The 23,301-nt window shown below is 62.0% G+C and carries 18 protein-coding genes, 1 rRNA gene and 1 pseudogene; 13 read left to right on the top strand and 7 right to left on the bottom strand.

Annotated elements, in window-relative coordinates:
• Window positions 1–22: 22 nt before the first annotated feature.
• Window positions 23–1,138: a branched-chain amino acid ABC transporter substrate-binding protein gene (locus tag GEV39_RS18860; protein ID WP_173890818.1), complete on the bottom strand. Its 1,116-nt coding sequence runs from the start codon at window positions 1,136–1,138 to the stop codon at window positions 23–25.
• A 360-nt stretch (window positions 1,139–1,498) separates the two neighbouring features.
• Between GEV39_RS18860 and GEV39_RS18855 the strand changes: the two genes are divergently transcribed.
• Together GEV39_RS18855 and GEV39_RS18850 are read left to right on the top strand one after the other, a co-directional pair.
• Window positions 1,499–1,810, top strand: coding sequence for a DUF2288 domain-containing protein (locus GEV39_RS18855; protein WP_161892842.1), 312 nt, complete (start codon window positions 1,499–1,501; stop codon window positions 1,808–1,810).
• 165 nt (window positions 1,811–1,975) lie between these two features.
• Window positions 1,976–2,863, top strand: coding sequence for an NAD(P)-dependent oxidoreductase (locus GEV39_RS18850; protein ID WP_173890817.1), 888 nt, complete (start codon window positions 1,976–1,978; stop codon window positions 2,861–2,863).
• On the opposite strand, the gene GEV39_RS18845 is transcribed toward GEV39_RS18850, so the two are convergent.
• Both GEV39_RS18845 and rapA read right to left on the bottom strand, forming a co-directional pair.
• On the bottom strand, window positions 2,763–5,027 hold the full coding sequence (locus tag GEV39_RS18845) for a putative bifunctional diguanylate cyclase/phosphodiesterase (protein ID WP_173890816.1): 2,265 nt from the start codon (window positions 5,025–5,027) through the stop codon (window positions 2,763–2,765). The genes GEV39_RS18850 and GEV39_RS18845 overlap by 101 nt on opposite strands.
• Before the next feature lie 248 nt (window positions 5,028–5,275).
• On the bottom strand, window positions 5,276–8,122 hold the full coding sequence (gene rapA / locus GEV39_RS18840; protein ID WP_173890815.1) for an RNA polymerase-associated protein RapA: 2,847 nt from the start codon (window positions 8,120–8,122) through the stop codon (window positions 5,276–5,278).
• A gap of 151 nt (window positions 8,123–8,273) precedes the next feature.
• Between rapA and GEV39_RS18835 the strand changes: the two genes are divergently transcribed.
• The 7 genes and pseudogenes from GEV39_RS18835 (at window position 8,274) to GEV39_RS18810 (ending at window position 13,137) form a co-directional block, all read left to right on the top strand.
• Complete coding sequence (locus GEV39_RS18835; RefSeq protein WP_173890814.1) at window positions 8,274–8,969, top strand: M949_RS01915 family surface polysaccharide biosynthesis protein; 696 nt, start codon at window positions 8,274–8,276, stop codon at window positions 8,967–8,969.
• 63 nt (window positions 8,970–9,032) lie between these two features.
• On the top strand, window positions 9,033–9,362 hold the full coding sequence (locus GEV39_RS18830; protein ID WP_009684625.1) for a hypothetical protein: 330 nt from the start codon (window positions 9,033–9,035) through the stop codon (window positions 9,360–9,362).
• Window positions 9,363–9,429: 67 nt separating this feature from the next.
• Window positions 9,430–9,591, top strand: a complete 162-nt coding sequence (locus tag GEV39_RS18825) for a hypothetical protein (RefSeq protein ID WP_009684626.1) — start codon at window positions 9,430–9,432, stop codon at window positions 9,589–9,591.
• A gap of 135 nt (window positions 9,592–9,726) precedes the next feature.
• A complete protein-coding gene (gene ccoM, locus GEV39_RS26385; RefSeq protein ID WP_003254862.1) occupies window positions 9,727–9,843 on the top strand; it encodes a cytochrome c oxidase subunit CcoM in 117 nt (38 codons plus the stop codon).
• 244 nt (window positions 9,844–10,087) lie between these two features.
• Window positions 10,088–12,074: pseudogene (locus GEV39_RS18820) on the top strand (FUSC family protein).
• Window positions 12,061–12,267 carry a DUF1656 domain-containing protein gene (locus GEV39_RS18815; protein WP_173890813.1) on the top strand — a complete coding sequence of 69 codons (207 nt, stop codon included), beginning with the start codon at window positions 12,061–12,063 and terminating at the stop codon, window positions 12,265–12,267. Before GEV39_RS18820 ends, GEV39_RS18815 begins: the two are co-directional and overlap by 14 nt.
• Before the next feature lie 12 nt (window positions 12,268–12,279).
• On the top strand, window positions 12,280–13,137 hold the full coding sequence (locus GEV39_RS18810) for an efflux RND transporter periplasmic adaptor subunit (RefSeq protein ID WP_173890812.1): 858 nt from the start codon (window positions 12,280–12,282) through the stop codon (window positions 13,135–13,137).
• 22 nt (window positions 13,138–13,159) lie between these two features.
• Here the strand turns inward: GEV39_RS18810 and GEV39_RS18805 are convergent, their stop codons facing one another.
• On the bottom strand, window positions 13,160–13,918 hold the full coding sequence (locus GEV39_RS18805; protein WP_173890811.1) for an SDR family NAD(P)-dependent oxidoreductase: 759 nt from the start codon (window positions 13,916–13,918) through the stop codon (window positions 13,160–13,162).
• A gap of 112 nt (window positions 13,919–14,030) precedes the next feature.
• Between GEV39_RS18805 and GEV39_RS18800 the strand changes: the two genes are divergently transcribed.
• Both GEV39_RS18800 and GEV39_RS18795 read left to right on the top strand, forming a co-directional pair.
• Window positions 14,031–14,939: a LysR family transcriptional regulator gene (locus GEV39_RS18800; protein WP_173890810.1), complete on the top strand. Its 909-nt coding sequence runs from the start codon at window positions 14,031–14,033 to the stop codon at window positions 14,937–14,939.
• Window positions 14,940–15,064: 125 nt separating this feature from the next.
• Window positions 15,065–15,394, top strand: a complete 330-nt coding sequence (locus GEV39_RS18795; RefSeq protein WP_173890809.1) for a DUF2025 family protein — start codon at window positions 15,065–15,067, stop codon at window positions 15,392–15,394.
• Between the two features lie 58 nt (window positions 15,395–15,452).
• Here GEV39_RS18795 and GEV39_RS18790 read toward each other — a convergent pair whose 3' ends face one another.
• Window positions 15,453–18,017, bottom strand: coding sequence for a bifunctional diguanylate cyclase/phosphodiesterase (locus tag GEV39_RS18790; protein WP_173890808.1), 2,565 nt, complete (start codon window positions 18,015–18,017; stop codon window positions 15,453–15,455).
• Window positions 18,018–18,068: 51 nt separating this feature from the next.
• A complete protein-coding gene (locus GEV39_RS18785) occupies window positions 18,069–19,142 on the bottom strand; it encodes a diguanylate cyclase (RefSeq protein WP_173891727.1) in 1,074 nt (357 codons plus the stop codon).
• Between the two features lie 129 nt (window positions 19,143–19,271).
• On the opposite strand from GEV39_RS18785, the gene GEV39_RS18780 reads away from it, so the two are divergent.
• A complete protein-coding gene (locus tag GEV39_RS18780) occupies window positions 19,272–20,363 on the top strand; it encodes an MBL fold metallo-hydrolase (protein ID WP_173890807.1) in 1,092 nt (363 codons plus the stop codon).
• A 3-nt stretch (window positions 20,364–20,366) separates the two neighbouring features.
• On the opposite strand, the gene GEV39_RS18775 is transcribed toward GEV39_RS18780, so the two are convergent.
• On the bottom strand, window positions 20,367–21,263 hold the full coding sequence (locus GEV39_RS18775) for a formate/nitrite transporter family protein (protein WP_173890806.1): 897 nt from the start codon (window positions 21,261–21,263) through the stop codon (window positions 20,367–20,369).
• Window positions 21,264–21,719: 456 nt separating this feature from the next.
• Between GEV39_RS18775 and GEV39_RS18770 the strand changes: the two genes are divergently transcribed.
• Window positions 21,720–23,256 (top strand): 16S ribosomal RNA (locus GEV39_RS18770).
• Window positions 23,257–23,301 lie beyond the last annotated feature (45 nt).

Below are 23,301 nucleotides of genomic sequence, written 5' to 3'. Positions count from 1 at the left end.
AGGTCAGCTATTAGTCACGCAGTTACTGAGGGGAGACTTCGGTCTTCGGCTTGCCGAAGTGCCATTCGTAGACCACGAACTTGAAGTCTTTCAGGTCGCCTTTGGCGTCGTAGGACAGCTCGCCGGTCGGGGTTTTGAAGGTGCCGGCGTGGATGGCCTCGGCCACCTTGTCGGTGTCTTCGGACTTGGCGGCCTTGATGCCTTGGGCGATCAGTTCCACAGCCGAGTAGGCAGGGAATACGAACGGGCCGCTTGGGTCCTTGCCGTCAGCCTTGATGGCGTCGACGATCTTCTTGTTCGCAGGGTCGGCGTCGAACGATTTCGGCAGGGTGACCAGCAGGCCTTCGGAGGCGTTCTGGGCGATCTGCGAGATGGAGTCGTTGCCCACGCCTTCCGGGCCCATGAATTTGGCTTTCAGGCCTTTTTCCTGAGCCTGGCGCAGGATCAGGCCCAGCTCTGGGTGGTAGCCGCCGTAGTAGACGAAGTCGACGTTGTTCTGCTTGAGCTTCTGGATGATCGAGGAGAAGTCCTTGTCACCGGCGTTCAGGCCCTCGAACACGGCGACCTTGGCGCCTTTTTTCTCCAGGGTCTGCTTGACCGCGGTGGCAATGCCTTCACCGTACTGCTGCTTGTCGTGCAGTACCGCTACCACTTTCGGTTTGACGAAATCGGCGATGTAGTTGCCGGCCGCCGGGCCTTGGGCGCTGTCCAGGCCGATGGTGCGGAAGATCAGCTTGTAGCCACGGGCAGTGATTTCCGGCGAAGTGGCGGCCGGGGTGATCATGATCACGCCTTCGTCTTCGTAGATGTCCGATGCCGGCTGGGTGGAGCTGGAGCACAGGTGGCCGATGACGAACTTGACGCCGTCGTTGACCACCTTGTTGGCGACTGCAACGGCCTGTTTGGGGTCGCAAGCGTCGTCGTATTCCTTGGCCTCAAGCATTTTGCCATCGACGCCGCCAGCGGCGTTGATATCCTTGATGGCTTGCTTGGCGCCGATGAACTGCATGTCGCCGTACTGGGTCACAGGGCCGGTTTTGGGGCCGGCGATGCCGATCTTGATGGTATCGGCGGCAAACGAATGGCTGGCTACCCCGGCCAGTACCATCGCGGCGAACAGCTTGGAAATCTTGATCATAGTGCTCCACTCATTCTGTTGTAATTCTTATAGTCCTGGCGGCCAGGGCTACAGACCGGGCGGGATTTGCGGCGTGGCCATGCCAACGCGCAAGCCCACCTTTCCCCCGGAACATGTCCCGGAACTGTACCGGTACAGTGTAGAGCGCTGTCGGATCGCTTGAAAAGCGGTCAAAAAGTGCCTGCTTCCTGGGTTGTCGCTTGATCGAAAGAAAGATACAGAAAGGCGCCATCAAACTGCCTGCATCTGCGCTTTCAGCCCACAAATTCGGGGCCAATCGACCAAATTACATATTTGAAACCGGGTTTTTCTGCAAAAATGCCGACCTTTTTTTATTGGCGATTTTTGCGGATACCACCCATGACCGATCAAACAAGCACCCTCTATGCCAAATTGCTTGGCGAGACTGCAATCATCGAGTGGAAAGCGCTGGAGCGTTTCTGGGCAAAGGGTGACCTGATTTGGGTCGACCCCAGCCTGGATCTGATCGCTGTGGCTGAGGCAATGGCCGAGAACCGCAGTGAAATCTTCGCCAAATGGCGTAGTGATGGCACGGTGGGGCCCGTCTCGGCAGAGCAGGCCCTGGACCTGCAAAGCCGCGATCCAGAGATATGGGCAGTGGTGGTGTCGCCGTTCATCGTGATCCAGGCGAAGCGTGCTGACCAGGCGTGATCTTTTTTGGTGCGTAAAAATGCGCACTTGTCTCGTTTTGGTGCTCGCTGCTGCTCAAGGCGGGTGGAGGTAAGTAACAATTCGGCGTGGCGGTAACAGTTTACGGGATGCGTAATGAGGTTGCCCCGCAACCCAGCTCGATATCGAATCTGACGGGAGTCATTGATGAACACTGCACTACCTTCACTTGGTTTTGCCGGCATTGGCCTGATGGGCTTGCCCATGTGTCGCCGGTTGCTGGCTGCGGGCTATCCGCTGACGATCTGGAACCGCAGCCCGGACAAGTGTGCCGCGCTGGTCGACGCCGGTGCTCGCCTGGCTCGCAGCCCGGCCGAACTGTGCCGTGACAGCGACATGGTGTTGTTGTGCCTGGCCGACACGGCTGTGGTGCGTGAGGTGGTGTTTGGCGAGCAAGGCGTTGCCGAGGGTGGCCGCGGTGGCCAGTTGCTGATCGACTGCTCGAGCCTGGAGCCCACTGCCACCCGCGAAATGGCGGCCGAGCTGGCAGCACTGTGCGGCATGGCCTGGCTCGATGCGCCAGTGTCAGGCGGCACCGCCGGTGCCGAAGCTGGCACACTGGCGATCATGGTCGGTGGCGAAGCGGCGGACCTGCAGCGCGCTCAGCCGGTACTGGAGGTGCTGGGCCAGCGTGTCACGCACATGGGGGCGGTGGGCGCGGGCCAGGTGACCAAGGCGTGCAACCAGATGATCGTCGCCTGCAATGCGCTGGTGATTGCCGAAGTGGTGGCCTTGGCCGAGCAGGCCGGGGTGGACGCCACGCTGCTGGCCGAGGCGTTGGCCGGTGGTTTTGCCGATTCCAGACCGTTGCAGATCCTGGCACCGCAAATGGCCGAGAGCCGCTTCGAGCCGGTCAAATGGCACGTTCGCACTTTGCTCAAGGACTTGGACGGCGCGGTCAAGTTCTCGCGTGAGCAGGGTTCGGCAACACCGCTCAGTGGCCTCGCCGCGCAACTGATGCGCCTGCACGGTAGCCAGGGTTACCTGCATAAAGATCCGGCGACCCTGGTAACGCTGTATCGCAGCAAGGGGTAAGCACCACGCGGGTGCGCTGCAGCCGGTCCAGCATGGGTTGCAGCTCGGCCCAGGGCATTGGCCGCCCGAGCAGAAAACCTTGCAGGTAATCGCAGGCGTGGTCTGCCAGAAACGCCTGCTGCTCCTCGGTTTCCACGCCTTCGCTGACCACTTGCAAGTGCAGGGTATGCGCCATCACGATGATAGCCTGGACAATTTCACGGTCCTTCTGGCTGGCCGGCACGCCTTGCAGGAAGGTGCGGTCGATCTTCAGCACGTCCAGAGGCAGGTGCTTGAGGTAGGCCAGGGACGAGTAGCCGGTGCCGAAGTCGTCGATCGACAGGGCGACGCCCAGGGCACGGACCCGTTTGAGCAGGTTGACCGTGCGCTGGATATCGCCCATCAAGGCGTTTTCGGTGACTTCCAGCTCCAGCTGGTGCGCTGAAACACCGGCGTGGAACAAGGCTGTTTCCACCTCGTTGGGCAGTTCGTCATGGCTGAGGGTCACCGCCGAGCAGTTGACCGTGACCTTGAGTTCGCCGTGACCGCCGTGCTGCAGCTGGGCCAGGTCGGAGCAGGCGTGCCGTAACACCCACAAGTCCAGGTCGACGATCAGACCGTTGGCTTCGGCTATGCCGATGAACCGGTCGGGCCCAAGCAGACCATGCTGGGGGTGCTGCCAGCGTACCAGGGCTTCCAGCTTGGCCACCCGCCCAGTGCGCTGGTCGAAGATCGGCTGGTAATGCACGCACAGGCCGCGCTCCTCCAGCAACGCCAGTCGCAACTCCTCTTCCAGTTGCAGGGCAATCGAGGCGCGTGCTTTGAGGCTGTCATTGAAAAAATTCAGGCTGTTGCGGCCGTTGTCCTTGGACTGGTACAGGGCCAGGTCCGCATGCTTGAGCAGCTCTTCGGCGTTGCTGCCATCATCCGGAAAGATACTGACCCCGATACTGGTGGTCATCACCATGCGCCTGCCGCAAAGCTCGATGGGGTCCTTCATGCGTTGCATGATGCGCTGGGCCAGGTGGCGGGCTTCGTCGCGGCTGTTGAGGCTGGTGACCACGCAGAACTCGTCGCCGCCAAAGCGTGCCACCAGGTCCTGGCTGCGGGTCGCGGCCTTGATATGGTTGGCGATGACCTTGAGCAGTTCATCGCCGGCGTGGTGGCCAAGGCTGTCATTGATGCGTTTGAAATGGTCGATATCCAGGAACATCACCGCCAGACGGCTTTCGCTGGCCAGGTGCTCGGCCAGGCGTTCGGCGAACAGTTGGTTGAAACCACGGCGGTTGACCAGGTTGGTCAGTGCATCGTAGTGCGCTGCCTGCTGCAGCGAGGCGCGGGCCTGGTCCAGTTCGCTGAGCAGTACGCTGACCCGGCGCAGGTCATGCTCCTTGCTTTGCAACTTCTTGTCAGCCAGGGCCGCACTGATGCTGGCACCGCTGATCAGCAAGGTGATGAAACCGATGCCCAGCGCCAGTTGCAGGCTGTTTTCGCCAGACGGCAAGCGCAGTGCCGTATCGCTGGGGATGACCAGGGTCATCCCCGACATCGCCATGAAATGGGTAGCCACCATGCCAGCGGCGATCAGCAGGCTGGCGCCGTACTTCGCGGCCTGGTACAGCGTGCCGCTGCCATTGCGAAAATAGCGCGCCAGGTACAATGCCATCAGGCTGGTCAGCGGGGCGATGATGGCAGCGCCCAGCAGCGGGCCGGTCTGGTAGTACTGCCGGGCGCCGGTTTGCATCGCGGCCATGCCGACAAAGTGCATGAGGACGATGCCCATGCCGATCAGTACCGCGCTTTGCACGATGTGTGGCGTGCGCATGTCCTTGCGATCGAGGCTGCGCATGGCCAGCCAGGCAACCGCCAGGGCAATGAACAGGGAAAGGATGGTCAGCGCCAGGTCGTAGTGCACTTCGACAGACGCCTGGAAGGCCAGCATGCTGATGAAATGCATGGCCCAGATGCCGCCGGCCAGGCAGCAGGCGCCCAGTACGTTCCATTGCCGGTGGGCGTTAGGGTCTTCGCTGTGGGACTGGCGTTCGGCCATGTCGAGGGTGGCGAAACAGCCTGCGCAGGCTACTAGGTAGGCGAGCAGCACCAACAGCGGCTCATGTCGACAATCGAGCAGGATACGTCCGGTTGCCGGCAGGTCGGCGAACAGTTGCAGCCCCAGCCACTCCATGGAATGCCTCTCGATCGAGTTTTCACTCGTCTGCGCTACAACCCTGTGCAGACTGCCCAGAGGCAGTATAGGAACAAGTGTTTAACCCTTCCTGGATAATGGCACATTGATCTCTACGATTTGGTTATCAACCTAATCGCTGTCGGAAATATGGCAACTACTCAAGGGCAGCATGCCCGCGACGTGCCTGGCACGTTGCCAGGCACCGGATACGCCGGTTTTCGCGGGCAAGCGGTGCTGGTTCGGCGTCAGCCGGCGACTAGTACACGAATGGCCTCCAGGCGCAGCGCAGCTTTTTCCAGCATTACCAGGCCCTCTTCGCGCTGCTTGCGCAGGGCGTCGATTTCGCTGTCACGCACGCTTGGGTTTACCGCTTGCAAAGCGAGCAGGCGCGCCAGTTCTTCGTCGGCCTCCGCAGCCAGGCGGCGCTGGGCTTCGGCCACACGCTCGATGTGGGTCGGCAGGATCTTCTCTTCGCCACCGCTGATGCGCTTGGCCAACACGTCGCGCTGCGCCTGGACAAACTTGTTGGCGCTGGCCCGTGGCACGCTTTCAAGCTGGTCGTTGAGCGTTTCGAAGGCCACGCGCGAGGCCAGGTCGTTGCCATTGGCATCAAGCAGGCAGCGCAGCGCCGCTGGGGGCAGGTAACGGCCCAGTTGCAGGCTTCGCGGTGCCACCACCTCACTGACGAACAGCAGTTCGAGCAGCACGGTACCGGGCTTGAGCGCCTTGTTCTTGATCAGGGCGACGGCAGTATTGCCCATGGAGCCGGACAGCACCAGGTCCATGCCGCCTTGCACCATCGGGTGTTCCCAGGTCAGGAACTGCATGTCTTCGCGCGACAGCGCCTGGGCGCGGTCGTAGGTAATGGTCACACCTTCGTCGTCGCCCAGCGGGAAGCTGGCGTCGAGCATTTTTTCGCTCGGCTTGAGGATGAGGGCGTTTTCGGAGTGGTCTTCGCTGTCGATGCCAAAGGCGTCGAACAGCGTTTCCATGTAGATCGGCAGGGCGAACTGATCGTCCTGCTCGAGGATGGCTTCGACCAGCGCCTCGCCCTCACCCGCGCCGCCCGAGTTCAGCTCCAGCAAGCGATCGCGGCCGGTGTGCAGTTCGGCTTCCAGGCGTTCGCGTTCGTGACGGGCGTCGGCCACCAGGCTGTCCCAGGCCTTGCTGTCGCCGCCTTCGAGCAGCGGCACCAGGCGTGGGCCGAACTGGTGTTGCAGGGCGTTGCCGGTCGGGCAGGTGTTGAGGAACGCGTTGAGCGCTTCGTGGTACCACTGGAACAGGCGTTCCTGCGGGCTGCCCTGCAGGTAGGGCACATGCAACTGGATGGTGTGCTTCTGGCCGATACGGTCCAGACGACCGATACGTTGTTCCAGCAGGTCCGGGTGGGCCGGCAGGTCGAACATCACCAGGTGGTGCGAAAACTGGAAGTTGCGGCCTTCGCTGCCGATCTCGGAGCAGATCAGCACCTGAGCGCCGAACTCTTCATCGGCAAAGTAGGCTGCCGCCCGGTCGCGCTCCAGAATGCTCATGCCCTCGTGGAACACCGAGGCCGGAATGCCGGAGCGCACGCGCAGGGCGTCTTCCAGGTCCATGGCGGTTTCGGCGTGGGCACAGATGACCAGCACCTTGGTGCGTTTGAGCATTTTCAGGGTGTCGATCAACCAGTCGACCCTTGGGTCGAAACGCCACCAGCGCGCGTCGTCGGTGCTGTCACCCTGTGCCTGGAAGGCGACCTCTGGGTACAGCTCGGCTTTCTCGCCTGGCGGCAGCTCGCGGTATTGCTCGGGCATGGCCACCGGGTAAGGGTGCAGTTGGCGCTCCGGGAAGCCCTGGACCGCCGCGCGGGTGTTACGGAACAGCACCCGGCCGGTGCCGTGGCGGTCGAGCAGCTCACGGATCAGCCGCGCGCTGGCCTGGGTATCGCCATCGCTGACCGCGGCCAGCAGCGCTTCGCCCTCAGCCCCCAGGAAGCCCTGGATGGTGGCGTGTGCCTTCGGCGACAGACGGCCTTCGTCGAGCAGCTCCTGCACGGCTTCGGCGACCGGGCGGTAGTGATCGCTTTCGGCGCGGAAGGCGGCCAGGTCATGGAAACGGTTGGGGTCGAGCAGGCGCAGGCGAGCGAAGTGGCTGTCCTGGCCAAGCTGCTCAGGGGTAGCGGTAAGCAGCAGTACGCCAGGAATCACCTGGGCCAGTTGCTCGACCAGGGCGTATTCGGCGCTGACCTGGTCCTCGTGCCAGACCAGGTGATGAGCCTCATCGACAACCATCAGGTCCCAGCCGGCAGCAAACAGCGCATCCTGGGCCTTCTCGTCCTCTACCAACCACTCCAGGGCCACCAGTGCCAACTGGGCGTCATCGAACGGGTTGCTGGCGTCGCTTTCGATGAAGCGTTCGGCGTCGAACAGCGCCACCTGCAAGTTGAAGCGCCGGCGCATTTCTACCAGCCACTGGTGCTGAAGGTTCTCCGGCACCAGGATCAGTACTCGGCTGGCACGGCCCGTCAGCAACTGGCGGTGAATGACCAGGCCAGCCTCGATGGTCTTGCCCAGGCCCACTTCGTCGGCCAGCAGTACCCGCGGCGCGCTGCGGTCGGCGACTTCGCGGGCAATGTGCAACTGGTGAGCGATTGGCTGAGCGCGGCAACCACCCAGCCCCCACAGCGCCGACTGCATCTGCTTGCTGGTGTGCTGCAGTGTGTTGTAGCGCAGGCTGAACCACGACAAAGGGTCGATCTGCCCGGCGAACAGGCGGTCGCTGGCCAGGCGGAACTGAATGAAATTCGAGAGCTGGGTTTCCGGCAAGGTGCGCGGCTGGTTCTGCCCGTCGAGGCCGTGGTAGACCATCAGCCCGTCGATGTCCTCGACCTCGCGTACGGTCAGCTTCCAGCCTTCGAAGTGGGTGATCTGGTCACCTGGCGCGAAGCGTACGCGAGTCAGCGGCGCATTGCGCAGGGAATACTGGCGCGTGTCGCCAGTGGCCGGGTAGAGCACGGTCAACAGGCGGCCATCCTGCGCCAGGATGGTACCCAGGCCGAGCTCTGCTTCGCTGTCGCTGATCCAGCGTTGCCCCGGTTGATACTGCTGCGCCATACTGCCTGAACTCCCGCGATGAAAAAGCCGATTATGTTAACGGATCGGCCGGTGAGACCAAAGTGCCGAGCGCACCTAATGGTGCCGAAAGCCATCAGTCTAGCCGTTTCACCGCTCTGTACCGCACCGCCGACGAGGGCCACGCACCAACATGTCTGCCAAGCACAGCTGGATCAGCGCTTCCATGGCCGTGGGCAGCCTGTTGCTGCTCAGTGCCTGCGAGCAGAAAACCTTCGAGCCTTTGGCCCCTATACCAACCGATCAGCTTGAGGTGCTGGGCGTGCAGGCGCCGATCAAGAGCGTGCATTTTCGCGACCGCGATGGCGAAGGGCTGCTGGTATTGAGCCGCAGCGATGGCCAGGCCAGCGACCCGGAAAGCGAGCAGGAGGTCGACAAGGTGGTGCTCAAGGCCACCTTGTACGGGCGCACGGCGCAAAGCGATGCGTTCAAGGCCCGCTGGCAGATCGAGCAGGAAACCACGTGCCCCGGCCTGGACCTGGATGTCGACTTCTATACCGATGTCAGTGACGTCAGCGACCTGAACAAAGATGGCGTGGCCGAAGTGACAGTTGCCAGTCACGCCTTTTGCGGCGGGGGTATCGACCCCCACGACATCGCCATCGAAATGCGTGAAGGGCAGGCCAGCTACACCATTACCGGGCAGTCGCTGATCAGCCCCGCAGGCGAGGACCCGGTGGGGGGCGAGCGCACCGACAGCGCTTCGCTCAAGCACGCCCCGCAGGTGTTGCGTGACCACATGGATGCGGTCTGGCAGCAGGTCTACAAGCGCCCCTGGAGCGAAGCCAGCCCGCCCAGTGACGACGAGCCTGACGATGATGTGGAGTAAAGGCTGGGCCTGAAATCAAGGTAATGCCGCGCCTGCCGATACAGCGGGCATAGGAGAACGCCCATGCTGCCGCCGATCATACCGCTCAGTGCCGCCCCGGTGACCTCGCAACAGGACCCGGTCAAACCTACCCCTGACATCAAGCCAGTGGTACCGGCGCAGCCTGCGTCCGGCGAAACCGCCATCGACCTCAAGCAGCAACGCGATCCTCAAGAGCAGGCACTGCTGTTGCGTGATGAGCAGCGCCGCCAGCAGCAACGGCGCCAGCAGCGTGGGGCAGGGCGCTATAACCCCGAGCCTGGCGACGAGGTCAACGCCGACAATACCGTCCCGGTCGTGCCATTGATGGACGAGCCCAACCGCCAAGGGCTGCTGGTGGACATCGAAGTCTGACACGGGGCTGGTCAGCGCCGGCGTCGGGCTTCATCATGCAAGTCTCCGTTGATCGTCGAGCCCACCCATGAGCCAAGACAACCTTATCGATTTCGATGCTGAACGCGCCAAGCGCGTGCATGACCTCAAGGAAAAGCGCCTGAACGAAATGCGCAATGCATTCGAGCAGGCCCTGCCGTTGAACACCGGCAAGAAAAAGAAGCCCAAGGGCAAGCCGAAGAAGCGCTGAAACTTGACGCAGGTCAACCCTGCACCTGCCTCGTGTGCCCGGGTCCGGGCACCATTGACCCTGATCAATTTTCCCTCGCCCGACATTGGTTAACGTTCTCCCATCGGACAGCGGCAAGCGAATGGGGAGGCCAGCATGTTCTTCGACAATGTGGTTATCGCCGGTGTGGTAACGGTCGGGCTGATGGTTGCTTTCTTTGCCGGTCTGGGCATTTTCATCTGGAAGGACTCGAACAAGCGCAAGCCGCGCTGACCTTCCGGGTACACGAGCACGCAAGGCATTTAGGGCGACTTCGGTCGCCCATTTTTTTTGCCTGGCATTTACGTGTGGCCTGCGGGGCAGCAGGGCTCATGCCAGCGGTTGCGCAGCGTGGCGCGCGCTGGTGCAGCGGCTGGATTTCGATGAAGATGAGTAGCTAGCTAATTATTCATTTTCACCTTATTCTCTGCGCCATTGTCTATCTTTTCATTACTACCATCCCCGCAAGGTTCGCCCAGTGCCCATCACGCTTCAGGCCCTGTTCGCCCCCTCCCCCCTCGCCATCAAGTTCGCCATCAAAACCCTGCTCGGTGGTGGCCTGGCGTTGTGGCTGGCAATGCGTTGGGGCCTGGAGCAGCCGTCCTGGGCACTGATGACGGCGTTTATCGTTGCCCAGCCGCTGTCTGGCATGGTGGTGCAGAAAGGCCTGGCGCGGTTGGCCGGGACCCTGGTCGGCACGGTCATGGCGGTGGTGCTGCTGGGCCTGTTCGCCCAGACCCCGGGGCTGTTTCTGATTGCCCTGGCCTTGTGGCTGGCCTTGTGTACCGCTGCCTCTACCCAGTTGCGCAGTGCCTGGGCCTATGCATTCGTGCTGGCCGGCTACACCGCAGCGATCATCACCTTGCCGGCCATCGACCACCCGCTGCAGGTGTTCGACCAGGCGGTGGCCCGCTGCACCGAGATCAGCCTGGGTATTTTCTGCGCCACGGCCAGCAGTGCCTTGCTCTGGCCCATGCGGGTCGAGCAGCAACTTGGCGGCCAGGCGCGCCAGGCCTGGCAGAACGGCCTGCAGGCCGCCAGTGCGATGCTCGGTGGCGAGGACGATGCACGCAGGGGCTTGCTAGAGAGCCTGGGGCGCATCGTTGCCATCGACAGCCAGCGCGAGCATGCCTGGTTCGAAGGCAACCGCGGGCGTCAGCGTGCCCGTGCCATTCGGGGGCTAAGCCAGAAGCTGATGGTGCTGTTGCGTATTTCCCGGTCGGTGCGCCGGCAGTGGCGGCAACTGGATCAGCAGCAGGCGGAACACCTGGCCCCCTGGTTCTGAAGTTCGGGCGCTGCTGGACAAGCCCGACCAGCCCAGCCTGTTGTTGCTGCGCCAGCGCGTCTGGGATGCCGCCCACGATGAGCATATAAGTTCGGTTGAGCACTACTGCCTGGCGCGCATGGCCCTGCTGCTGGATTACGCAATGGCCGCCGGCCAGGCGCTGGACGCTGTGGAGACGGGCACGGCGCCGAAGGATGTCGCCCAAGGCCTGGCCGTGCACCGCGATTGGTCGCTGGCCTTGCTGTTCGGTTCGCGTAGCGCACTGGCGTTTCTGGTGATGAGCGCTTTCTGGCTGGCCACCGCCTGGCCTTCGGCGCCGGGCGGCCTGGTGCTGACCTGTGTGGTCTGCAGCCTGTTCGCCAGCCGCGAGAATGGCGCGCAGATTGGCTTGAGTTTCCTGCGCGGGATCTGCCTGGCCATACCGGTAGCGTTCCTGGTCGGGCAGATTCTGCTGCCGCAATGGAGCAGCTTCGCGCTGCTTTGCCTGGGTATGGGGGTGCCGCTGTTGTTCGGCGCGCTGGGTATGGCCCACCCGCGTACTGGCGCCACTGCCACCTCTTATTGCCTGCACTTCATCGTACTGGTGTCGCCGGTGAATGCCATGCAGTTCAGCGTGGCGACCATGCTCAACAGTGCCTTGGCCATGCTGGTAGGGGTGTCGGCAGCGGTCATGGCGTTTCGCTTGTTGGTGTTTCGTCACCCGGCCTGGCTTGGGCGGCGTCTGCGTGCTGCAACCCAGAGTGACCTGGTACGCCTGACCCGGCGTGACCTGCGCGGGGCCGATACCTGGTTCGGCGGGCGCATGGCCGACCGCCTGATGCAGTTGGCGCGGCATGCCAGCGAGTTGCCCGAGGCTGAGCGCAAGCGCTGGGACGATGGCCTGCACGGGCTGGATATCGGTGATGAACTGGTGCACCTGCGCATGTGCCTGGCGGTCGCACAGGCGCCGCTGGGCGGCGCCGAGCGGGAGTACTTGCAGCAGGTGGAGGCGGTACTGGCCAAAGGGCCTGCCGCTGGGCGTGGGCAACAGCTGGACAGTGCCAGCGAACGGTTCATTGCTGCGTTGCACCGCCAGCCTGCGAGCGACCCGCTGCGGTTGGCCGAGGGCGCGGTATTGCAGTTGCAGAAAAGCTGGGGCAAGTGGTGCCGCTGGCAGGAGGAAGCCCATGGGATTGCGTGAATGGGAAGTGGGCGGCGTGCTGCTCAGCCCGTTTCTGCTTTATGTGTTGCTGGCGCTGGCGCTTACCGGCCTGCTGCGCTTGCTGGTGCAGGCCACGCCGTTGGCGCGCTGGATCTGGCATGAAGCGCTGTTCGATGCGGCGGTTTTCGTTTGTGTGCTGTTCCTGGTGGTACGCCTGCTGGGAGCTTTATAAAGGAGTGTTTCGATGCGTGCGGCCGTACGTACTCTTGTAACCCTGTGCGTGGTGGCCCTGGCCGTGCTGGCCGGCTACCAACTGTGGCAGTACTACATGCTTACCCCCTGGACACGGGATGCCCGTGTGCGCGCCGATGTGGTGGTGATTGCACCTGACGTTTCCGGCTGGGTGCGCCAGCTCAAGGTGCATGACAACCAGCAGGTCAAGGCGGGGGAGCTTCTGATGAGCATCGACCGCGAGCGCTTCCAGGCCGCGTTCGACCAGGCCAGTGCGGTGACGCAAACCCGCGCTCAGCAGCTGCGCCTGCGCGAGAGTGAAGCAGCCCGGCGTACCGCCCTGGGGCCCGAGGCGATCAGTGCCGAACTGCGGGAGAACGCGCAGATCAATGCTGCCATCGCCCGGGGCGAGTTGCACGAAGCCCAGGCGCAGTTGCAGGTGGCGAAGATCAACCTGGCGCGCAGTGAAGTGCGTGCGCCGCGCAGCGGGCATATCACCAACCTGCGCCTGGCCGAAGGCAACTATGTGAACACCGGCCAGTCGGTGATGGCCTTGGTGGACGATTCGACGTTCTATATCCAGGCCTACTTCGAGGAAACCAAGCTGCCGCGCATTCGCGTGGGTGACCCGGTGAAGGTCTGGCTGATGGGCGCAGGCGAACCCATGCAGGGGCATGTCGAAAGCATCAGCCGCGGCATCACCGACAGCAACAGCAACCCGGACAGCCAGCTGCTGCCAGAGGTGGAACCGACCTTCAACTGGGTGCGCCTGGCCCAGCGGATACCGGTGAGAATCCGCCTGGACCAGGTGCCCGACGGCGTGACCCTGAGTGCGGGGATGACTGCCAGTGTGCAGGTGCATGAGCTTTGAGCCGTGGCTCAGGCACCCGGCACTACAGGAACATACCGCCCGAAACCTCCAGGCGCTGCCCGGTGATCCAGCCATTACCGTCTTCCAGCAACAAGGCGATCGCCGCGCCGATGTCATCCGGCATACCCACCCGTCCCAGCGCGGTGTTGCCAGCAATGTAGTCATTCACCTGCGGGTTGTCCCGCACTACGCCACCGCCAAAATCGGTCTCGATGGCCCCCGGCGCCAGGATGTTCACGCGAATGCCCCGGGCGCCCAGTTCCTTGGCCTGGTAGCGGGTCAGCACTTCCATCGCGCCTTTCATGGCGGCATAGGCGGCGTACCCTGGGAGGGCAAACCGCGCCAGCCCGGTCGAAATGTTGATGATCCGGCCGTTATCGACCAGCAGTGGCAACAGGCGCTGGGTGAGGAAGAACGGGCCTTTGAGCTGAATGTTCAGCAGTTGGTCGAACTGCGCCTCGCTGGTATCGGCGTACGGCACGTTCAACCCGATGCCGGCATTGTTCACCAAAAAGTCGAAACGTTGCCGACCGTAGTGCTGCTGCAAGGCAGCCGCCAGCCGCTCGGCAAAGCCGGCAAAGCTGCTGGCGTCACCGACATCCAGTTGCAACATGGTCGCCTTCACCCCTGCCTGCTCCAGGGCGGCCGCCACGGCCTGTGCTTCTTGTGCCTTGCTATGGTAGGTGCCGATGATATCGATGCCTCGGGCGGCCAGATGCTCGGCGGTATTGCGGCCAAGGCCGCGGCTTGCGCCGGTGATCAGGGCAATCTTGCGGGTCATGGTAAGAACCTCGTGATGGGTGGGTGCGCACAGGTTATTGGTCGGCTCGCGGCTGTTAAATCCTGCAAAAATGGAAATACTGTTCGCCTAAACCGGATGATCGAGGGCGGGCGTGAACAAGTTGGAATTGTTGCGGACCTTTGTGCGGGTCAGTGAAGTGAACAGCTTTACCCTGGCCGCCGAGAGCTTGGGCTTGCCGCGTTCGACAGTGTCGGAACAGGTCAGGGCGCTGGAGCGTCTGCTGGGTACGCAACTGTTCAATCGCACCACCCGCCGGGTGCAGGCCACGCAGGATGGTGCCTTGCTGTACGCACGCAGCAAGGACCTGCTGTCAGGTATGGACGAGATCGAGAGCCTGTTCAGCGCCGATGATGCCGAACTGGCCGGGCGCCTGCGTGTCGACCTGCCGACGATGATGGCGCGGCGGGTCATCATTCCCGCGTTACCCCAGTTCCTGCGGCGTTTTCCGCGTTTGCAGGTGGAGCTCAGTTCCACCGATCGGCAGGTCGATTTGCTGCGTGAGGGCTTCGACTGCGTGATGCGCATCGGCGCCTTGCATGACCTGGATGTCGTGGCCAGGCCGGTCGGGCAATTGAGCATGCGCAACTGTGCCAGCCCGGCTTATCTGGCGCGCTATGGGGTGCCCCGTACCCTGCAGGACCTGGCAGGGCATCAATTGGTGCACTACGTGCGCAACCTGGGGGGGCGCTGCGCCGGCTTCGAATACGTGCAAGGTGGGCAGGTGCAGTACCAGCCCATGGCTGGGGCGGTAACGGTCAATAATGCCGAAGCCTATTCGGCAGCTTGCCTGGCCGGGCTGGGGCTGATACAGGTACCGGCCGTGGGGGTGGCCGAACACCTGCAGCGCGGCGAACTGGTCGCGCTGCTGCCGGCTTGGCAGGCGCCGGCAATGCCCGTGTCGTTGCTGTATGCGCGGCAACGGCATGTACCCCGCCGGGTGCAGGCGTTCATGCAGTGGCTGGCAGAGGTGCTTAGCAGCGAGGTCGATACTACGGCGTGAAGTTGAGCCGGGTCATGGCGCACGCACGGCCGCTTGCATTAGGCTTGGACTGGCGAGGCGCCCGGCAGAGGCGACCCTGTGCTGCCCAGCGTGCGTATCTTCCGATTTCATCACGAGGTTACGCCATGGCCATTACTTCCCAGGACATCTGCAACGCAGCTGAGCAGCTCAAAGGCTTCGTCGGCTTTCATCATAAGCGCGGCGTTCATATCGTGCGTTTTTCCGAAGACGCGTTCGGTATGGATGTCGCTGACGCCAGCATCACCCCCTGCAGCGAGTTTGTCTGGCGCCCCGAGCAGGGGCAGCGCATGGCCCTGTGCCGGGAGCGCCTGGCACTGTTGCTGGAGCAGCACGTGGACGACCGCTTGAATATCGCTGAGCCGCTGCGCATCTACCTGCGCCGCGGCGACTTGCCGGAAATCATCGCCGAGCGACGTGTGCAGCCGTCTTGCTGAAGTTCGCTGTTGGTCAAAGCGCTACCGCGCAACCGTGTAGGGGCGGCCCGACCCGTGTCTACCGGGGGCGCTGCAACAACGCCCGCATGCCCGCGGTATCCAGTGGTCGGCTCAGGTAATAGCCCTGTACTTCATGGCAGCTGTCCTTTTGCAGCATGGCAAGTTGCTGTTCGGTTTCCACGCCCTCGGCCGTCACGGTCAGCCCCATTGCCTTGCCCAGGTTGATGATGGCCTGGACCACCGCACGGTCGCTGCCGCCGTTGGTGCTCAAGCTACTGATGAAGCGCTTGTCGATCTTGAGGCTGTCGAAAGGATACGTACGCAGGTAACCCAGCGATGAATAGCCGGTACCGAAGTCGTCCATGTTCAGGCGCACGCCCAGCTCTTTGAGCGAAAGCATGGTCCCCAGCGCGCCTTCGATGTCGTTGAGCATCACATTCTCGGTGATTTCCAGTTCCAGGCGTTGTGCCGGGAATGCCGTGCCCAGCAGGATTTCCCGCACGTCTTGCACCACATCGCTGCGCAGGAACTGTGCCGGTGACAGGTTGACCGACACCAGAATGTCGGCAGGCCAGTCAAGGGCGGTGCGGCAGGCCTCGTGCAGCACCCAGCGGCCCAGCGCGACAATGATATCGCTCTGTTCGGCCAGCGGGATGAAGGTATCCGGCCCCAGCAGCCCTTCCTGGGGGTGCTGCCAGCGTATCAGCGCCTCGACCGCGACCACGCGCAGGTCGCTGAGGCGGTAGCGCGGCTGGTAGTGCAACTCGAACTCCTGGTTGCGCAGGGCGCGGCGCAGATCGTTCTCCAGTTGCCGCCGGTACTGGATCTGCTGGTTCATTTCGCTGGCGAAGTAGCGCCATGTGTTCTTGCCGTCTGCCTTGGCCTGGTACAGGGCGATGTCGGCACAGCGAATCAGCTCGCCGGCGTCGAAGCCCTGGGTGCGGGTCTGGGCGATGCCGATGCTGGCGCCAATGTGCAGGGTTTGGCTGTCGAACATGACCGGTTGTTGCAGCAAGCCGATCAGGCGCGCGCAGAAGCGGTCGATCTCCTGGCGGTTGTCCATGCCGCCAAGTACCACGATGAACTCGTCGCCGCCCAGCCGCGCCACCAGGTCACCGTCGCGGGTGGTGTCGCGCAGGCGGGCTGCCACTTCCTGCAGTACCGCATCGCCAGCCGCATAGCCGAGTGAGTCGTTGATCGGCTTGAAGTTGTCCAGGTCAAGCAGCAACAGGGTCAACGGCGGTGAGTCAGTGCCGCGCAGCAGGGCCTGTTCCAGGTGCCGGGCCAGCTTGTTGCGGTTGGCCAGCCCGGTCAGTGGGTCGTGCAAGGACAGGTGCTGGATACGCGCATGGGCCTCGACTTCGTCGGTGATATCGCTGGCAGTGCCGCGCAATCCCACGGCCGTGTCCTGGTGCCAGATGGCGCGCGCGGAGATCCGGCAATAGCGGTTCTGGCCATTCTGGTCGCGGTAGGTGCAGCGCAGGTTGGCCAGCTGCTGTGGGTCGGCGGTGGCCAGGGCATCCAGCCAGGGCGACAAGGGTGTGGTGTCGCAGGCCAGTAGCTGGTTGAGCGGTTGGCCGAGCCAGTCTTCGACCGGGTAGCCCGTCACCCTGGCAAAGCGTTGCGACAAGTAGGTCAGACGCTGATGCCGATCGGTCTCCCAGATCCAGTCCGAGGCCGACTCGGCCACCGCGCGAAAACGTTGCTCGCTGGCCTCCAGCGCCAGGTTGCTCTGCTGCAGGTGAGCTAGCGTCAAGCCGATGGCCCGGGAGCTGCGCCACGCATGGCGGCACAGGTAGAGCATGACCAGCCCAAGGATCAGCAGGGCGCTCAGCAGGGCAGGCAATACCGCCCGCAGCAGCTGGCGCCCAGGCAACGCACTGTTCCAGGACAGGTGGTACCCGGTGTCGCCCAGGTTGATGCGCAGGTGGTGGTGGGCTTTTGCGTCTTCTTTCTCAACGCGCATGCCGGCCAGGCCTGCACGTTCACCCAACTGCGCCAGTTTGACCTCGGTCAGTTGGTCGACGAACAGCAAGACCGGCGCCTGGCTCACTTCGCTCTCAGTGACATCCCGGTCTGGCCGTATGGCCGCCGCAGTGAGCACGGCCGGCCAGCCATTGAACAGCACGAAGCGGGCAATCTGCTCGCGGGTAATTGCCGCCGCCCGGGCCTGGTCGATGATCGGCTGTAAAGGAGCATCTATGTACGTGCCTATGCCTGCAGGGCTGGGCTGGCCTTTGAACAGGGCATAGGTAGTGTGGCCGTTTTCCACGACGAACACGCCTTCATACCCGCTGGCGCTGTACAGCGATTCACCTATGTTCTTTTCATCATAGGCCCAGTGCCAGTCGGCCCCGCCCGACAAGTGCTGCAGGGCGTCTTCCCATACGGCATAACTGGACAGGAATTGGCGTGACGCCAGTAACCGTTGCTCCAGCGCCTGATTGGCATGGAAGGCGCTGCGGTCGCGCTCTTGCTGGTCGAGGGTTGCGGCGATGTTGAACAGCGCGCCGAGAATGACCAGGCAAGCCAGACCGTAAACGGTGCTGAAGCCGGCGATCAGGTTACGCACTTGCAAGCGTGGGGTAGGGCTGGCGGGTGGGAGGTTGGCAGTCCTGGCCATGCACGAGCGGCTCCTTCAGGAAACCTACCGCCAGGCATTCAGGCAGCAGGTTCAATCAGGATAGGCCAGCTTCAGTGCCGTAGCTGCGCCAGCGGCAAAATTCACCCGGTCGCGGCCAGCGTGCTTGGCAGTGTATAGCGCCCTGTCTGCCTGTTGCAGCCAGTGTTCCGGTGATTCCAGGCTGGCATCGTAGGGGGACAGGCCAATACTCAGGCTGATGCGCAGGTGAGGGAGCTGCGCGTTGCGATAGCCGGAAACCTGCTCACGCAGGCGCTCCATGATCTGGCAGGCCTGGGCTTCGCTGGTGTCTGGCAGGATCACGCAGAATTCGTCGCCACCGTAGCGCCCCGCCTGGTCGCACTCGCGCAGGTTGCGGCGCAGCTCGGCACTGAGCTGGCGCAGTACGCAGTCGCCGACCACGTGGCCAAAGGTGTCGTTGATGGTCTTGAAATGATCGATGTCGATCAGGGCAATCACCGCGTGTGCCTTTTGCTGTTTGCATTTTTGGTATTTGAGGAGCAACAGGTCTTTCCAGGCGCCGTGGTTGAGCAACCCGGTGAGGCTGTCCGTGAGGCTGAGGGCGCTGAGCCGGCGTTTATGGTCGCCCAGTTGGATTGCCAGGCGGTAGCACACCCAGCCCAGGGCCAGGGGGTACAGCGTCAGCATGGGCAGGCAGGCGTATATCTGCAGTGCAGTGGCATTCAATTGCAGGCCGGGGGCGAGCAGCAGGGTGCCGACCAGAATCCCGGCCAGTTGCGCAACAGCCCCTTTTAGCACCAATTGCCGGCCCCCCGCGGCCACGTTGTTCATGGTCATCATCGACAGCACGGTCACGGTCGGCAGCGGGTTGAAGTGCATGGCGGCGGCCCAGAACCCGCCCAGCAGCGAGTCCAGCAACAGGTTGCGGTGTTCGGCCCGGTACGGGGTTGCCGACCGGCTCGCCCACAGGTAGGCGACGTGGGGCCACAACAGGCCATTGAACAGCATTAGCCCCCACACCCAGGTGGGCGGCGACTGCGGGGCTACGCCGGCCATGACGCTGAACAGGCCGATCCCCATGCCCACCACACGTGGCGGGTAGATGCGCTTGACGAACGAAAGGCCTTTGCCGCTGCGGTTGTGCATCATGGTCATGTTCTTCTGCCGGGGTACCGTTTATCGCATAAATCGCATGAATATTGTCGAACAGTGCTTGTCCACCGAAAAATGACCTTACAAGCCAATTCACGGTTGATGCGATCACTGTGGGGTAATATGCGGGCTTTCCTGTTGCTTGGAGTGTTGCTGATGGTTCCTCTGGCCAATGCTGTCGGTGAGCCTGCGCCCCAGTGTGATGGGCGTTTTCACAATCAGGCGCAGCTACCGAAAGACGGCGTGCTGAAGAAGCTGCGCATCGGACTGAAATACCTGTTCCTGCGCAAGCCGCCGAATACCCGGCCAACTACGCCAATCAGCCTGCAACCGATGACCCGCCAGCAGGTGCTCGATGCGCCGGACCACAGTTTGTGGCGGCTGGGCCATTCCACGGTATTGCTGAAGTTGCGGGGGCGCTTCTTCATTACCGACCCGGTATTCGCCGAGCGCGCCTCACCGGTGCAGTGGGCCGGCCCGCAGCGGTTCCATGCCCCGCCGCTGGGGCTGGACCAGCTGCCGCCACTGGCGGCGGTGGTGTTGTCGCACGACCACTTCGATCATCTTGACGAGCGGGCAATCCGCCAGCTGGCATCGCGAACCGGGGTTTTCCTGGCGCCGCTTGGCGTGGGTGAACTGCTGATCAGCTGGGGTGTAGCGCCAACGAAAGTGCGTCAGCTGGACTGGTGGCAGGAAAGCGAAGTCGAGGGTGTGCGTTTCATTGCTACCCCGGCCCAGCACTTTTCCGGGCGCGGCCTGTTGGATAGCAACCGTACCTTGTGGGCGTCGTGGGTGATCATCGACGAAGGCGTGCGCGTGTTTTTCAGTGGCGATACGGGCTACTTCAACGGGTTCAAGCTGATTGGCGAGCGCTTTGGGCCGTTTGACCTCACCCTGGTCGAGACCGGCGCCTACAATCTCGCCTGGCCTGATGTGCACATGCAGCCGGAGCAGAGCCTGCAGGCCCACCTGGATTTACGTGGGCGCTGGATGCTGCCTATTCACAATGGCACGTTCGACTTGTCCGTCCACGGCTGGCAGGAACCCTTCGAGCGTATCCTGGCCCTGGCGAACCAGGCCCAGGTACGGCTCAGTACGCCGCAGATGGGCGAGCGGGTGAGCCTCGACTCGCCGCATGCCGGGCAGAACTGGTGGCAGCCCCGCCCGGTGCGTCAGCGCAACCTCAAGAATGAGCGAAGCGTGGCAATGCGTTGAGTGTCACTTGATGTCGTCTTTGCCACGCTGGCGTTGCGCCCGCTCGTGCTCCAACAGCCGCGAGGGTGCCTTGCCGCTGTCGCTGCGCACCTGAGCGTGGCTGATGAGCGCGAAAATGAAGCTACCGCCGATGATGTTGCCGGCCAGTGTCGGCAAGGCAAACTCCAGCCAGAAGCTGCGCCAGGTTTCTTCGCCGGCCCACACCAGGTAGGACACCTCGACCGAGCCCACTACTATATGGGTGAAGTCGCCAATGGCCATCAGGTAGGTGATCATCAGGATGATCCAGATCTTGGCGTTCTCCATCGAGGGAATCATCCATACCATGGTGGCGATCATCCAGCCCGAGACGATGCCCTTGGCGAACATCTGGCTGATGTCGTTGCTCATGACCTTGCGGCCGATCTCCAGAAACGCCATGTCGGTCTTGCTGTCGAAGATCGGCAGCTCGAGCATCACCCAGGCCACCAGCAGCGTGCCCGCCAGGTTGCCCAGCAGCACCACAGCCCAGAGCCGCAGAAGGCGGCCGAAGTTGGCAAGGGTAGGGCTGGTCATGACCGGCAGCACCGCAGTCAGGGTGTTCTCGGTGAACAGTTGCTGGCGGGCCAGGATCACGGCAAGGAAGCCGGCGCTGTAACCGATGCTGGCGACTACCTGGGCACTTTCACCCCCTGGCAGGCGGGCATAGAACAGTCCCATGGCCATCAGGGACAAGCCCATGGACAACCCGGCGGCGACAGCCGACCACCACAAGGCGGCAACGGTCCGTTCCAGTTCCTGATCGCCCTGGTAGCGAATGGTCTCGTGCAGCACTGCCGCTCGGGGCGGCTGATTGTGGCTGACTTCCTGCTCTTCATCTGCCGAAAGCCCTGGGGTTTTCTCGCTTTGCTCGACACTCATGGCCGCTTCGCTCCGTGGTGGGGTTCTCTACAGATTCGTGGCGATTTCATTAGTTGCCAGGGGGCAGGCGAAACGGCTGAGAAAAGTTTTTGGAACAAGGTGTTGACTCTAAATTCAAAGCGCGTATTATTCGCCTCCTCGCAGCGATCAACGCTTCGAGGCAAGCGGTAAGTTATTGAAGTTTTTGGCTTTCGAAAGAAAGCAGCGGTAAAAAACTTCAAAATAAACGCTTGACAGCAAATGAGGAAAGCGTATAATGTGCGCCTCGGTTGAGACGAAACGCTCTTAACCAGCCGTTCTTTAACAAATTGAATCAAGCAATTCGTGTGGGTGCTTGTGAGTACGGACTGATAGTCAAAAAGATTATCAGCATCACAAGTGGCCATGCGAGAAATCACATAGTCATTTGAGATTGCTGAGCCAAGTTTAGGGTTTCTTAAAAACCCAAGCAGTATTGAACTGAAGAGTTTGATCATGGCTCAGATTGAACGCTGGCGGCAGGCCTAACACATGCAAGTCGAGCGGATGACGGGAGCTTGCTCCTTGATTCAGCGGCGGACGGGTGAGTAATGCCTAGGAATCTGCCTGGTAGTGGGGGACAACGTTTCGAAAGGAACGCTAATACCGCATACGTCCTACGGGAGAAAGCAGGGGACCTTCGGGCCTTGCGCTATCAGATGAGCCTAGGTCGGATTAGCTTGTTGGTGAGGTAATGGCTCACCAAGGCGACGATCCGTAACTGGTCTGAGAGGATGATCAGTCACACTGGAACTGAGACACGGTCCAGACTCCTACGGGAGGCAGCAGTGGGGAATATTGGACAATGGGCGAAAGCCTGATCCAGCCATGCCGCGTGTGTGAAGAAGGTCTTCGGATTGTAAAGCACTTTAAGTTGGGAGGAAGGGCAGTAAGCTAATACCTTGCTGTTTTGACGTTACCGACAGAATAAGCACCGGCTAACTCTGTGCCAGCAGCCGCGGTAATACAGAGGGTGCAAGCGTTAATCGGAATTACTGGGCGTAAAGCGCGCGTAGGTGGTTTGTTAAGTTGGATGTGAAAGCCCCGGGCTCAACCTGGGAACTGCATCCAAAACTGGCAAGCTAGAGTACGGTAGAGGGTGGTGGAATTTCCTGTGTAGCGGTGAAATGCGTAGATATAGGAAGGAACACCAGTGGCGAAGGCGACCACCTGGACTGATACTGACACTGAGGTGCGAAAGCGTGGGGAGCAAACAGGATTAGATACCCTGGTAGTCCACGCCGTAAACGATGTCAACTAGCCGTTGGAATCCTTGAGATTTTAGTGGCGCAGCTAACGCATTAAGTTGACCGCCTGGGGAGTACGGCCGCAAGGTTAAAACTCAAATGAATTGACGGGGGCCCGCACAAGCGGTGGAGCATGTGGTTTAATTCGAAGCAACGCGAAGAACCTTACCAGGCCTTGACATGCAGAGAACTTTCCAGAGATGGATTGGTGCCTTCGGGAACTCTGACACAGGTGCTGCATGGCTGTCGTCAGCTCGTGTCGTGAGATGTTGGGTTAAGTCCCGTAACGAGCGCAACCCTTGTCCTTAGTTACCAGCACGTTATGGTGGGCACTCTAAGGAGACTGCCGGTGACAAACCGGAGGAAGGTGGGGATGACGTCAAGTCATCATGGCCCTTACGGCCTGGGCTACACACGTGCTACAATGGTCGGTACAGAGGGTTGCCAAGCCGCGAGGTGGAGCTAATCTCACAAAACCGATCGTAGTCCGGATCGCAGTCTGCAACTCGACTGCGTGAAGTCGGAATCGCTAGTAATCGCGAATCAGAATGTCGCGGTGAATACGTTCCCGGGCCTTGTACACACCGCCCGTCACACCATGGGAGTGGGTTGCACCAGAAGTAGCTAGTCTAACCTTCGGGAGGACGGTTACCACGGTGTGATTCATGACTGGGGTGAAGTCGTAACAAGGTAGCCGTAGGGGAACCTGCGGCTGGATCACCTCCTTAATCGACGACATCAGCCTACTGATGAGCTCCCACACGAATTGCTTG

It is taken from the genome of Pseudomonas sp. NY5710, from assembly GCF_013305665.1.
Lineage (GTDB): Bacteria > Pseudomonadota > Gammaproteobacteria > Pseudomonadales > Pseudomonadaceae > Aquipseudomonas > Aquipseudomonas juntendi.
This window is presented reverse-complemented; position numbering and strand designations above follow the sequence as displayed.